Genomic DNA, 12,533 nt, shown 5'->3' on the forward strand with positions numbered 1-12,533 from the left:
GTCCACGCGTCCAAAGTAGAGGCGAGGTACGACAGTTTTCGAACACCAGTACTATGAAGATTGCAGATGCTGAGCACTTGAGCTTCGCGGTCAGGCGGCCGCCTGGGGCCAGGCCAGCTGCACGGTCCGGATTTCGTCGGGGGGCGGTTGGTCAGGCAATTCGGGCTGATATTGGGCGGCGATGAGGACGCGCCGGAGTTTGACGACCATGTCGAGTTAGGACGGGTGTCGCTTGGTGGTGTACCAGGCGCGTGGTCACTGCGGTCCCGCACGACGGTGGGGTCGTGGCCAGCCAGGTGACAATGCTCTGGGTGTAGAGCCCGAACGGCACGGTGCGTTCAACCGCGCGCGGCGTGCGGTTGCGGGCTTCGCCAACGCCGGTGGTGTTCTTGGCGGCGGCGAAGGTGACCTCGATGGCCCAGCGGCCGGCGTAGCGTTTCACGATGGCCGTGGCCGGGGTGGTCAGGTCGGTGGTGACCAAAGCGTAGGCTGGGCGGCCGGGCTCGGCGATGACCAGAACCCGGAGCTATTGGGCCCGTCGACGAGCTTCGTGACGGCGGCTCCATACCGGCGTCATGGTGGCACGCCGCGGTGTCAGTCGGCGGACACGGACCACGGTCAGACCATTCCGGTGAAAAGGGATTCGGCGTACGCCCGCTTGGCAGCCGCGTCGCGGCTGGAGCGCAGGTACCGCGTCCATGCCTGATGCTCGTGTGCCACGGCGCCGAACTCCCACACGCAGATCACGCCGCGGTGCGTCGTTTGTGCCATTAGACCGAACGGGCCGTCCCGCCGGGTGTCCTTGACGTAGGTTGTCTCCCACATCTCGTTGTTGTCGCGCCACGTGCATACCAGCAGCAGGTGGATGTTGGCGCCGGAGAGGTGGTGGACGACGAAGCCGAGTTCACCGGAGATCGGTAGCCGGCCGGCGGCGACCTCCTCGGTGAGGAAGGTGCGCGCTTCCTCGGTGATCGCGGAGTCAATGACCCGGTTCTCGCCGCGCAGGTGGTACCACTTCAGATAGGTGTCCGGCAGGACGAGCGGAGTGCCGGGCGAGATGTGCTTGGTCACGTGACGGTAGTCAGCGTCGACGACGTTGCCGACCGGTGCGAGCTGTTCGTCCGTGAACGTCATGGTCCTGCCGCTCCTTTCACCTCGGGCCCCGTAGTCATGCGCGGGTGAACTCCATGACCCAGTTGGACTCCCAGGTCGTTCCGCCGTCGGCAGAGAACTCCTGTTCCCATCGGGCTGAGGTGGGCGTGATGTCGGACCAGATGAAGTGGGCCCTGATCGGCTTGTCGTCGTGGGTGTCGTCGCCGTAGAAGTCGCCGCGGCCGTTGGTGAAGGTGCCCACGACCGGGGGGAAGAGCACGCCGGTGCGGCTGTTCGCCCAGTAGATGGACCACTCGGCGCGCTCGACGTCGAACAGGCGCAGCGTGAAGCCGCGGGTGCCGAGCGTCGGGAAGATGATCTCTTCGGTGTTGCCGCCACCGTTGAAGATCGGCTGGCAGGTCGTGGTGCCGGGGAAGGTCTGCCAGTCGTCGCTGCCCGCGAACAGCGTCGTGAGCCGGCGGTTGACCACGTTCCATGAGCCGATGAAGAAGTCGAAATCGTTCACGGCGACGATACTGGGGGGCTACCCCTGACATCTTCTGTCAGAGGCTGGCAGACTCGGCCGGGTGCGTGCCAGTCGACTGCTGTCCCTGCTGATGCTGCTGCAGAACCGCGGGCGGATGAGCGCGACGCAGCTAGCCGCGCAGCTGGGCGTGACCACCCGAACGATCTACCGGGACGTGGAGGCCCTGGCTGCGGCAGGCGTGCCCGTCTACGCCGAACCCGGGCCCACCGGCGGCTACCAGCTCCTCGACGGCTACCGCACCCGGTTGACCGGGCTGACCGCCGACGAGGCGGAGTCGCTGTTCCTCACCGGCCTGCCGCAGCCGGCCGCCGAACTCGGCCTGGGCGCCCAGGTGGCCGTCGCCGAACTGAAGCTGATGGCGGCGCTGCCCACCCCCTACCGAGATGCGTCGATGCGCATCCGGCAACGGTTCCACCTCGACACGCCCGGCTGGTACCGCGAACCGGACGCCGTGCCACACCTCCTCGCCGTCGCCGAAGCGCTCTGGCAGGACCGGGTCATCGAGGTGCGGTATCACCGCTGGTCACCGCGGCCCGGCGAGATCACCCGGCGGCTGGACCCACTCGGCCTCGTCCTCAAGGCCGGAGTGTGGTACCTGGTCGCGGCCGAACGCGGCCAGCCACGCACATACCGTGTCTCGTCCATCATGCGGCTGCGGCCCCTGCCCGAACACTTCACCCGGCCCAGCGGCTTCGAACTGGCCAGATTCTGGCAGGAACACGTCGAACGGTACGAGCAGGCCGACACCGACGAGGTCGCCGTCGTACGCCTGACGCCCAACGGAATCAAGGCCCTCCCCGGCGCCCTCGGCCCGAAGGCCGCCCGCGTGGCGCTGGGCACGCTCGAACCCGCCGACGCGAACGGCTGGCAGCGCGCCACGATCCCGATGGAGAGCGTGCCACACGCCGCCGCGACCCTGCTCCGGCTCGGCGCCGACGTCCAGGTCCTCTCGCCCCAGCACCTCGTCACGCACCTGACCGACCACGTCCACGCCTTGGCGCGGCTCTATCCGGCCTGAGCCGGCACTCCGCGCAGAGTCCTGACAGGTGGCCATCGTCCGCCCGGAGATTCGCGCCGGACGCGAGACAGCGGCGAGCGCGAGAAACGAGTCGATCGACAGGCGGGCGGGCAGACCGTTGCTACCGCAGGACTGGCCCGCAACGCCTCCACGGTCAGGTCGTCCAGGCCGGCAAGGGCCTGATCAGCGAGGGCTGGCACGACGGTGCCACGTCCCGGCCGCCGGGCCGCTACCCTCGCCCCCGTGGAGCCGATACGCGTCTTTCGCATGCGCAGTGCTGTAGCCGCGGCGGCCGCGATGTCCGTGCTGTACTACGTCGGCGCCGCCGCGCCGTGGGAGCAGATCAGGATCGGGGTCGTGCTCACCGCGGTCACCGCAGTCGCGGCGGTCCTGATCGGCCTGTACGGCATCTTCCTCGCCGCGCCACCGAAGGCGAAGTTGTGGTCGTGGGTCTCCACCGCGACGGCGTTGCTTGCCCTGACCGGTTTCTCCGCCGGGCAGGCGTTCGGCTGGTGGCCGGGCACATAGAGGGCAGCACACCCGAAAGGCGGCACACCCGAAAGGCAGCACACCCGAAAAGCAGCACACCCGAAAGGCAGCACACCCGAAAAGCAGCACACCCGAAAGGCAGCGCACTCGAAGGCAGCGCACTCGAAGGCAGCGCATGCGGGAAGGTGACGCATGCGAGAAAGGCTCACATGAAGCCTCCGCCAGCCGTTGAACGATCCAACCCCGTTAATCGGTCGGCAATAATGTTTAGCGACGCTAATCTCTAACTGTTGTCGATGGAACGTCGCGTGGGCACCTCCTCGGCCGCGGCCCGACCGGCGCTCCTCCCCACGGCACACGGGAGGCATGATGGCGGGCGACTCCACCGCGGTTCGGCTCGGCAGGCTGCTGGAACGGATGCTGCGGACTCCGGTACCGCTGCGGGTGCGGGCCTGGGACGGCTCCGAAGCCGGCCCGGCCGACGCCCCGGTCCTGTGGGTACGGGATCGCCGGGCCCTGCGCCGGCTGGCCTGGCAGCCCAACGAGCTGGGCCTGGCGCGGGCGTACGTCGCCGGCGAGATCGAGGTCGAGGGCGACCTGTACGACGCGCTCCGCCACCTGGCCGAGCTGCTGTGGTTCGGCACCGACAAACGCGGCGGCGCCAAACGCCGCACCGACACACACGACATCGACACGCACGACACCGAATCCCGGACCGTATCCCTGCTCGCGGTCGCCCGCGACCTGCTCCGACTGGGCGGTTTAGGCCCCCAACCGAAACCGCCCGTCGAGGAGATCACGATGCGCGGGCGCAAGCACAGCCTGCGCCGCGACGGCCAGGCGATCAGCCACCACTACGACGTGGGCAACGAGTTCTACCGCATCGTGCTCGGCGGGTCCATGGTGTACTCCTGCGCGTACTGGACCAGCGACGAGCCGGGGTACGGCCTCGCCGACGCGCAGCGGGACAAGCTGGAGTTGATCTGCCGCAAACTCGACCTGCGGCCCGGTGCGCGCCTGCTCGACGTCGGCTGCGGATGGGGCGGCCTGGCGCTGCACGCCGCCCGTGAGCACGGCGTCTCGGTACTGGGTGTGACGCTCTCCAACGAGCAGGCCGAGCGGGCCCGTAAGCGCCTCGCCGAGGCGGACAGCGCCGGAGGAGACATCGCCGGAGGAGACATCGCTGACCGGGTGGAGATCCGGCTCCAGGACTACCGCGAACTCGACGAGGCCCCGTTCGACGCGATCGCCAGCATCGGCATGGCCGAGCACGTCGGCGTCGACCGGTACCGCGACTACGCCGCGATTCTGCACCGCCACCTGCGGCCGGGCGGCCGGCTGCTCAACCACCAGATCGCGGCCCTGCACCCGGTACCGGAGAACCGGAAGCAGCCACGGACGTTCATCGACGCGTACGTGTTCCCCGACGGGGAGCTCGCGCCGCTCGGCACGACCGTCTCCATTCTGGAGGAGGCCGGGTTCGAGGTCCGCGACGTGGAAGCGCTGCGCGAGCACTACGCACGGACGCTGCGGGCCTGGGTGGCCAACCTCGAGGCCGACTGGGACACCGCGGCCGGGCTGGCCACACCCGCCCGGGCCCGGGTCTGGCGGCTCTACATGGCCGCCTCCGCCCTGGCCTTCGCGGAGGCACGGCTGGGCGTCAACCAGATCCTCGCCGTCAAGGCCCACCCCGACGGGCGGAGCGACATGCCGCCCACCCGCCGCTGGCTCGCCCCCGACAGCTAACGGCCGGCCCTATTCTGTACGGCGGAGAAAGGAGCCCCGTGGGAGACCGTACAGAGACGCTGGAGTTCCAGGCCGAAGCGCGCCAGCTGCTGCAGTTGATGGTCCATTCGATCTACTCCAACAAGGACATCTTCCTGCGCGAGTTGATCTCCAACGCCTCGGACGCGCTGGACAAGCTGCGTCTGGAGTCCCTGATCGACAAGGACCTCGACGTCGACACGTCCGACCTGCACATCGAGCTCGACGTCGACCCCGAGCAGCGCACGCTCACCGTACGGGACAACGGCATCGGCATGTCACGCGACGAGGTCGTCAACCTGATCGGCACCATCGCCAGGTCGGGTACGGCCGAACTGCTGCGGAAGCTGAAGGAGTCGCAGGACGCGGCCGCCTCGCGGGAGTTGATCGGCCAGTTCGGAGTGGGCTTCTACGCCACGTTCATGGTGGCCGACAAGGTCACGCTGGTAACCCGCCGGGCCGGCCAGAGCGAGGGTACCCGCTGGGAATCCGCCGGTGAGGGCACCTACGTCATCGAGCCGGTCGACGACGTACCGCAAGGTACCTCGGTCACCGTGCACCTGAAGCCGGAGGACAGCGAGGACCGGCTCCACGACTACGCCGCCGAGCCGACGATCCGCGAGATCGTCAAGCGGTACTCCGACTTCATCGCCTGGCCCATCCGCATGGGGACGGACGACGAGACGCAGACCCTCAACTCGATGAAGGCGCTGTGGGCGCGATCCCGCGACGAGGTCGACGAGGCGGAGTACCACGAGTTCTACAAGCACGTCAGCCACGACTGGGCCGACCCGCTGGAGATCATCCACATGCGGGCCGAGGGGATGTTCGAGTACGAGGCACTGCTGTTCATCCCATCCCACGCGCCGTTCGACCTGTTCCTGCGCGAGGGCAGGCGCGGCGTGCAGCTGTACGTGAAGCGCGTGTTCATCATGGACGACTGCGACGCGCTGATGCCCAACTACCTGCGCTTCGTCAAGGGCGTGGTGGACGCGCACGACCTGTCGCTCAACATCTCGCGCGAGATCCTCCAGCAGGACCGCCAGATCCAGGTCGTACGCCGGCGGCTGGTCAAGAAGGTGCTCTCGACCGTCAAGGACCTGATGACCATCCACCCCGAGCGGTACCGGACGTTCTGGAACGAGTTCGGCCGCGCGGTGAAGGAGGGGCTGATCGAGGACCCTGACAACCAGGAGCTGCTCCTCGACCTCGTCTCGGTCGCCTCGACCCACGACCCGGACCAGCCCACCACGCTCCGGCAGTACGTGGAGCGCATGAAGGAGGGCCAGAAGGACATCTACTACATGACCGGCGAGTCTCGTTCGATGATCGAGAAGTCACCGCACATGGAGGCCTTCCACACCAAAGGGTACGAGGTCCTGCTGCTCACCGACCCCGTCGACGAGGTATGGGTGGAGCGGATCGCCCAGTTCGACGGCAAGCCGCTCCAGTCGATCGCCAAGGGCCAGGTCGACCTCGACGGCGCCGACGACGCCACGCCGGAGCGCGAGCAGCAGCGCAACGACTTCACCCCGCTGCTGACCTGGCTGACCGGGAAGCTCTCCGACCAGGTGAAGGAGGTACGGCTGTCGTCACGGCTCACCACCTCCCCGGCCTGCGTCGTCGGTGACACGTACGACATGACGCCGACGCTGGAAAAGATGTACCGGGCGATGGGGCAGGACGTGCCGCCCGTCAAGCGCATCCTCGAGCTCAACCCGACCCACCCGCTGGTGACCGGGCTGCGCCAGGCCCATGAGGGGGGTGCCGACGAAAAGACGCTGGCCGAGACCGCGGAACTGCTGTACGGGATGGCGCTGCTCGCCGAGGGCGGCGAGCTCAGTGACCCGGCGCGCTTCACCCGGCTGCTCGCCGACCGGCTGGCCCGCACGCTGTAGGCCCGGGGTTCCGCCATCCCGGCGGTGGCGGAACCCCGAGCCCCGTCACTCGTTGCGCGCGGTCTGTGGCCCGGTGATCCGCCTGAGCAGCGGGAACGTCGCAGCGATGATGCCGAGGGAGACGGCGAGCCCGGCGAGCACGGTGAGGGAGTAGCCGGCCCCCGGCGGCCGCAGCGTGTACTCCATCTGCGACCTGAGGAACAGCTGGGCGGCGAGGAACCCGGTGCCGGCCGCGACCACGGCGACGACGAGCAGCGGTACGGCACTCTCCAGGGCGACCACGCGGCGCAGCACACCCAGCGGCGTACCGGTGAGCCGCAGCAGGCTGAACGGGCGCTTGCGCTCGCTGAGCCCACCGGCAACGCTCGCCGCGAGGCTGCACCCGGCGATGGGCAGGCTGGCGAAGATCACCACGTCGGCCAACTGCTGCCATCCCGCGAGGGTATTCCTGAAGTCCGATTCGAAGTCGCTCTCGGTGACCGGGGGCATCCGACTTTCGGGATAGGCGGCCTCGAGCACCGTTCGCGCCCGTTCCATGGCGGCGGTCGACCCGTCGGTACCGACGACGACCGACGAGACCGGGAGCCGCTCGAACTGTTCGAGGGAGACGGTGGCAGCCGGCCAGATCATCGAAGGCCCGTGCGGTTGGCGGTAGCCGATGAGGTCCGACCAGACCGCGGCAACGGCGGCCCCGGCCGGGCATCGACCGTACGCCGGAGCCTGGGCCAGGTCGGCGCACGAGACCAGCCCAGGCGGGCTTTCCTTGCCCCCGGCCGGGTTGTCGCGGACCACCGTCACGCTCCGCACCCCCGGTGTCGAGCGCAGGGACGCCGAGAGGGCCTCGGGAACCGACGCCGCTGCCGGGCTGAAGTACCTGTACAGCGTGGTCGCCGTCAAGGCGTCATGAACGCTGCCACGGTTGGCGACGATCGTGGTGATCACGCCGGTGGCCACGCTCGTGACGAACAGCCCGAGCGCCACCCCGCTGATGGCCCGGAACGCGGCCTTCGGGTTGTCCGCGAGCCGTCGGGCGGCGATGAGCGTGGCGGGCCCGTTGGAGCGCCGGGCCATGGCGCGGGCGCCGACCATGGTCAGCCAGGGCCCGGCGATGATCAGCCCCGCCATGATCAGGAGCATTGCTGACAGGTACGCCGCCGTCTGACCGTTCACGGTGCTGGGGCGCCTACCGATGAAGTACGTCAGTTGGGCGAGGCCAGCAACGAGCGGGATCAGCCGGTACGCCCGCGGCGGGCGGGGCGTGACGCGCCGGACGACGCCGAGCGGTGAGATCCGGACGCGCCGCAACGCGATCCGCGCCGCCAGCGCCGCGCCGGCCGGGACGCCGACCGCGACTACTACGACCTCGAGTACGCCGAGGGTCAGGTCCTCGGGGTAGAACCGTTGACCGGTGAAGGCAATGTGGGCGAGCCACGGGCGCAACATCTCGAACAGGCCGAACCCGACGGCGGTACCGGCGACCGCGGCGACCGTCGACTCGACGGCCGCGGCGACCGAGATCTGCCGGGGCGTCGCGCCGACCAGCCGCATCGCGGCGAAGCGCTGCTCCCGGCGGGCGGCGGTCAGCCTGGTCGCCGTACCGATGAAGATGAGTACCGGGAACAGCAGGCCGCCCGCCACGACCGCCAGGATCAGGTCCAGGGCAGCGACCGGGATGCCGGGCGCGGTGGTGGCGATGCCGGTGACCCGCCTGACGCCCGGCGCGTGGGAGATCTCGTCAGGGGTGCGACCGACGATGACGACGGCGGCGTCCGGGAACGGTACCCCCGCCTCGCCGATCGTGCCGACCTGCCGCCCAGGGAAGCGGTCCGCTAGCTGGTCGGCCGGAGTGGAGGCGAGCAGTGCGCTGAGCGCCGGTGACGCGTAGTACTCCCCCGGGCCGGGCAGGCGCGGGGTGCCGGGCGGCACCGGCGAGTCGGGTCCGGTGGCGGCGACATCGACCCGGTCGATGGATCGGCCGTCGAAGGAGTCGTGGCGCAGCAACCACCACAGCGGGTCGGCGTCACCGATCGGGTGGCTGGTTCCCGCTGTGGCGTTCAGCCAGGCGCCCCGCGACCACTGCGCATCGACTGCGTTGACCCCGGCGAGGGTGGAGAGCAGCATCCCGACCCCCAGGGCCACGGCAGCGGCGATGACGACCAGGCGGGTGAGCGCCTCCCTGCCGCCGGACACGGCGAGACGAAGACCGAAGCGGATCATGGGCCGACCCCTTCCGGGACGTACGCGTTGACCCGCCCGTCCCGAACGATGACCTCGCGGTCGGCGTATGCGGCCACCCGGGGCTCGTGGGTGACCAGGATGACCGTGGTTCCCTGCTCGCGGGCCGTGGTGACCAGCAGGTCCATGACCTGTTCACCGGTGAGCGAGTCGAGCGACCCGGTCGGCTCGTCGGCGAAGAGGACCTCGGGCGCGGTGACCAGGCTGCGGGCCAGCGCGACGCGCTGGGCCTGTCCCCCGGACAGCTCTCCCGACCGCCGGTGCTCCAACCCGCCCAGGCCCAGCCGCTCGAACCAGGAGCGGGCCTTCGTCAGCGCGGCCGGCCGGCGTGCGCCGCCGAGCAGCAGCGGCAGGGCGACGTTCTCCTCGGCGGTCAACTCGGGCACCAACTGTCCGAACTGGAAGACGAACCCGAAGCGGTCGCGGCGCAGGGTGCTGCGCTGAGTTTCGTTCATGGTGTCGACCCGGCGGCCGTCGAACCGGATCTCGCCGGACGCGGGGAGCAGGATGCCGGCGAGGCAGTGCAGCAGGGTCGACTTTCCCGACCCGCTGGGCCCCATGACGGCGAGGATCTCGCCGGGAGCCGCCGAGATGTCGGCGCCGCGCAGTGCGGGCGTCTCTCCGAACGACAGGACGACGTCACGCGCCTCGACGATCGGGTGGGTGCTCATCGCCGTACCTCCTTCGCCAGAGTGTCCAGCCGGGCCCCGGTCAGCTCGATCCACCGCAGGTCGGCTTCGAGGTGGAACAGGCCGTGGTCGGCAAGGAGCGCGTCGACCAGGCTGCCGGTCCGCTTGAGCTCGGTCAGTTCGCGCATCCGCCGCAGGTGGGCGCGGCGTTGGCTGTCGAGGTACTGCTCGGCGGGGCGGCCCAGCATCAGCGCGAGCACGACCTTGGCGAAGAGCACGGTCTGCAGGTGCGGCTCGGGCTCGACCGGCTCGGCCAGCCACGTCTCGACCTCGGTCGCCCCTTGGTCGGTGATGACGTAGCGCTTGCGGTCCGGGCCCACGCCCGGCCCGACCTCGCTGACCACTACCTTGCCGTCGCGGGCGAGGCGGCCGAGGGTCGCGTAGACCTGGCCGAACGGCAGCGGCTTACCGCGTCCGAAGTAGACGTCGTAGTCGCGTTTGAGTTCGTATCCGTGGCTGGGCTCGCGATCGAGCAGGCCCAGGAGGGTGAGGGGAACGCTCATGACGGGACTATACATCTAGTGTATACGCCGCGTATATAGGAGGTACGACGTGGACGTGGCCGCTGCTGGCGCCGCCACGCCGGAGCGGCAGATCAGCCGAACTTCTCCGCGTCATGAGACGGAGGAAGTTCCGTGATCACGGAGGTCAGGTCAGACCTCCTGGAGCGCCAACGGGTCGGGCGCGAGGCGCCGCGACTGGTGATTTCAGCAGCCCGGTACGGCGTGGACCGCCCTCGTCGTTCTGTACGTTGACGGTCAACACCCGAAGCGGCGTCGGACTACTCTCACCGCCGGTGTCAATGTGGACAGACAACCCGCCGACCGTCCGCAGTGGAGACGAATAGTTCTCACAGATCTTCCGCGCGCACAACTATGTCTATATGATCGACCGCTATCGACGGGTAACACCGAGGCGTGCCGTCCGTTCCGCACCGGCGCGTCATGCTCCTGGTGATTGACAGATCCACCTCGCTGGCAGATGGCCGTGTGCTCTTCGACAGGGCCCCTACGGCTGCAAACGAGTGCACTGAAGCCACCCGCGGGAGAGCGAGAGATGTGCTGCGAGGTCACATGGTGAGGCAGCAGCTGACGTGGCGCCAACGAATGGCCCGCCGACTGGACCCGGCACTCGCCGAGCCGGCGGCACCGGCGGTCAAGGCGCCGGGGGTCAAGACACCGGCGGTCAACCAGGCCGTTCCTCCCCCGCGCGAGCACGTCGACCACATCTCCAGCCAGTGGGCGGCGATCTGTGAGCAGTTCGCGCTGCGGATCCTCGGTACCAGTTACCAGATGGGCAACCATGTGGAGGCCGCCGAGGCCGACGAGCAGGACGCCGACCGCCTGGAGAAGCTGTACCGCATCGACCACGCGAACACCCGCATCCGGCGACAGGCCGAGAACCTGCAGGTCCTGCTGGGCCGCAAGATCGAGGACGCGGGCCGGCAGGTGACGCCGCTGCTCGACGTGGTTCGGGCGGCGACCTCCGCGATCGAGCATTTCCCGCGCGTGCAGATCGGCCGGATGGTGGATCTGGCGGTCGTGGAGTTCGCCGCGGACGACGTGATCCGGGTCCTGACCGAACTGCTCGACAACGCGACCCGGTTCTCCCCACCGACCTCGAGCGTGATCGTGTCGGCCTACCTCACCGAGCAGGGCAGCGTGCTGCTTCGGGTCGAGGACGGCGGAGTCGGCGTCAAACCCGACCAGCTACCGGCGCTCAACGCCATGCTGGCCGGTACCGCGCTGCCGATCCCCAACGGCAAGCCGGCCACGCATCTGGGCCTGGTCGTCGTCGCGCGCCTGGCCCACGCGCAGCAACTGCGGGTCCACCTCGTCAACCGGCACTCCGGCGGCACGACGGCGACCGTACTCATCCCGGAACAGCTGCTGTGCGAGCTACCGGTACCGGTACGCGCTCAGACCAACGGCGGGTCGCAGCGACGCCAGTCCGCGCCGCCGGCCGTACACCGGCCGTCCGCCTTCTCGTACCAGTCCGGCGCCCAGGAGAACAGCGCCCGCCTGGCGCTGGTCAATCCGACCCCGGCCCTCGGTCGCGGCGACAGCGGGGGCCGGGCCGCCTACGGCGACAGCGGGGGCCGGGCCGCCTACGGCGACAGCGGGGGGCATGCGGCTGCCGATGACGCCCGGCGGCTGCCTCGACGCACGCCCGAAAGCCTCCGCCGCGATCACTCCCGCCCGTCACCGGCGCCCGCCGTCACCGCCGTCGACGACACCACCCGCCAGGCGTGGGCCGACGACGCGGCGGACTTCGCCGCCGGCATCGACGACGCCCAGCAGCGGGCACGCCCACGTAGCGAAGGTTCCCCCGAATGACCCCCAACAGCGCCCGTACCGCCGGACAGCAGCTCACCGTCCGCACGCCGGCCGAGTTCGCATGGCTGGTCGACCAGTTCGTCGTGTCGACGCCGGGCGTGACCCACGCGCTGATCGTGTCCCTGGACGGCCTGCAACTCACGGCTTCCCGGTCGATCAACCGGGATCTCGGCGACCAACTGTCCGCGCTGACCTCCGGACTGCTGAGCATGGCCGACCGCAGCGCGGCCCTGCTCGACCTGGGCGTCGCCGAGTACCTCACGATCCGACTGCCTCGCGGGCATCTGCTGTTCATGCGGGTCGGTGAGTCGGCCGGCCTCGCGGTCGCCGCCGAGATCGGCTGTGATCTGCGGGTCGTCGCCTACCAGATGACGCAGTTCGTCGGTTCGGTCGGGCATCTGCTGACGCCCCGCATGCGCGACGAGTTACACCGCTCGACGACCATCCCGATGCCCCGCTGAACGC

At 69.5% G+C, this 12,533-nt stretch carries 12 protein-coding genes; 6 read left to right on the plus strand and 6 right to left on the minus strand.

Going from position 1 to position 12,533, the window contains the following annotated elements; translation table 11 throughout:
• Nucleotides 1-151: 151 nt before the first annotated feature.
• From Pme01_RS28895 to Pme01_RS28905, 3 genes are all read right to left on the minus strand, one after another.
• Complete coding sequence (locus Pme01_RS28895; RefSeq protein ID WP_168118010.1) at nucleotides 152-481, minus strand: hypothetical protein; 330 nt, start codon at nucleotides 479-481, stop codon at nucleotides 152-154.
• 137 nt (nucleotides 482-618) lie between these two features.
• Nucleotides 619-1,134, minus strand: coding sequence for a hypothetical protein (locus Pme01_RS28900; RefSeq protein WP_168118011.1), 516 nt, complete (start codon nucleotides 1,132-1,134; stop codon nucleotides 619-621).
• Between the two features lie 34 nt (nucleotides 1,135-1,168).
• Nucleotides 1,169-1,618, minus strand: a complete 450-nt coding sequence (locus Pme01_RS28905) for a hypothetical protein (RefSeq protein ID WP_168118012.1) — start codon at nucleotides 1,616-1,618, stop codon at nucleotides 1,169-1,171.
• 61 nt (nucleotides 1,619-1,679) lie between these two features.
• Here Pme01_RS28905 and Pme01_RS28910 point away from each other — a divergent pair, with 61 nt between their 5' ends.
• From Pme01_RS28910 to htpG, 4 genes are all read left to right on the plus strand, one after another.
• Complete coding sequence (locus Pme01_RS28910) at nucleotides 1,680-2,657, plus strand: helix-turn-helix transcriptional regulator (protein WP_168118013.1); 978 nt, start codon at nucleotides 1,680-1,682, stop codon at nucleotides 2,655-2,657.
• Between the two features lie 267 nt (nucleotides 2,658-2,924).
• Nucleotides 2,925-3,185 carry a hypothetical protein gene (locus Pme01_RS28915; RefSeq protein ID WP_168118014.1) on the plus strand — a complete coding sequence of 87 codons (261 nt, stop codon included), beginning with the start codon at nucleotides 2,925-2,927 and terminating at the stop codon, nucleotides 3,183-3,185.
• Between the two features lie 330 nt (nucleotides 3,186-3,515).
• Complete coding sequence (locus Pme01_RS28920; protein ID WP_168118015.1) at nucleotides 3,516-4,892, plus strand: class I SAM-dependent methyltransferase; 1,377 nt, start codon at nucleotides 3,516-3,518, stop codon at nucleotides 4,890-4,892.
• A gap of 38 nt (nucleotides 4,893-4,930) precedes the next feature.
• Nucleotides 4,931-6,808: a molecular chaperone HtpG gene (gene htpG / locus Pme01_RS28925; protein ID WP_168118016.1), complete on the plus strand. Its 1,878-nt coding sequence runs from the start codon at nucleotides 4,931-4,933 to the stop codon at nucleotides 6,806-6,808.
• Between the two features lie 45 nt (nucleotides 6,809-6,853).
• Here the strand turns inward: htpG and Pme01_RS28930 are convergent, their stop codons facing one another.
• Genes Pme01_RS28930 through Pme01_RS28940 form a run of 3 tightly spaced genes read right to left on the minus strand, consistent with a single transcriptional unit; the run spans nucleotide 6,854 to nucleotide 10,235 of the window.
• Nucleotides 6,854-9,025 carry an FtsX-like permease family protein gene (locus Pme01_RS28930; protein ID WP_168118017.1) on the minus strand — a complete coding sequence of 724 codons (2,172 nt, stop codon included), beginning with the start codon at nucleotides 9,023-9,025 and terminating at the stop codon, nucleotides 6,854-6,856.
• Nucleotides 9,022-9,714 (minus strand): ABC transporter ATP-binding protein, encoded by a 693-nt coding sequence (locus tag Pme01_RS28935; protein WP_168118018.1) that lies wholly within the window; start codon nucleotides 9,712-9,714, stop codon nucleotides 9,022-9,024. Before Pme01_RS28935 ends, Pme01_RS28930 begins: the two co-directional genes overlap by 4 nt.
• Entirely contained in the window at nucleotides 9,711-10,235 is a 525-nt protein-coding gene (locus Pme01_RS28940; RefSeq protein WP_168118019.1) for a PadR family transcriptional regulator, read from the minus strand. Before Pme01_RS28940 ends, Pme01_RS28935 begins: the two co-directional genes overlap by 4 nt.
• A gap of 573 nt (nucleotides 10,236-10,808) precedes the next feature.
• Here Pme01_RS28940 and Pme01_RS28945 point away from each other — a divergent pair.
• Complete coding sequence (locus Pme01_RS28945) at nucleotides 10,809-12,068, plus strand: sensor histidine kinase (protein ID WP_203935951.1); 1,260 nt, start codon at nucleotides 10,809-10,811, stop codon at nucleotides 12,066-12,068.
• A complete protein-coding gene (locus Pme01_RS28950; RefSeq protein WP_168118021.1) occupies nucleotides 12,065-12,529 on the plus strand; it encodes a roadblock/LC7 domain-containing protein in 465 nt (154 codons plus the stop codon). Before Pme01_RS28945 ends, Pme01_RS28950 begins: the two co-directional genes overlap by 4 nt.
• Nucleotides 12,530-12,533: the final 4 nt, after the last annotated feature.

This window comes from Planosporangium mesophilum (assembly GCF_016863255.1).
GTDB classification, from domain to species: domain Bacteria; phylum Actinomycetota; class Actinomycetes; order Mycobacteriales; family Micromonosporaceae; genus Planosporangium; species Planosporangium mesophilum.

Excerpts from the sequence above, each read along its gene's own strand:
- Pme01_RS28940 (WP_168118019.1), bottom strand. The coding sequence starts at position 10,235 with ATGAGCGTTCCCCTCACCCTCCTGGGCCTGCTCGATCGCGAGCCCAGC.
- Pme01_RS28900 (WP_168118011.1), bottom strand. The coding sequence starts at position 1,134 with ATGACGTTCACGGACGAACAGCTCGCACCGGTCGGCAACGTCGTCGAC.
- Pme01_RS28950 (WP_168118021.1), top strand. The coding sequence starts at position 12,065 with ATGACCCCCAACAGCGCCCGTACCGCCGGACAGCAGCTCACCGTCCGC.
- Pme01_RS28920 (WP_168118015.1), top strand. The coding sequence starts at position 3,516 with ATGGCGGGCGACTCCACCGCGGTTCGGCTCGGCAGGCTGCTGGAACGG.
- Pme01_RS28930 (WP_168118017.1), bottom strand. The coding sequence starts at position 9,025 with ATGATCCGCTTCGGTCTTCGTCTCGCCGTGTCCGGCGGCAGGGAGGCG.
- Pme01_RS28935 (WP_168118018.1), bottom strand. The coding sequence starts at position 9,714 with ATGAGCACCCACCCGATCGTCGAGGCGCGTGACGTCGTCCTGTCGTTC.
- Pme01_RS28915 (WP_168118014.1), top strand. The coding sequence starts at position 2,925 with ATGCGCAGTGCTGTAGCCGCGGCGGCCGCGATGTCCGTGCTGTACTAC.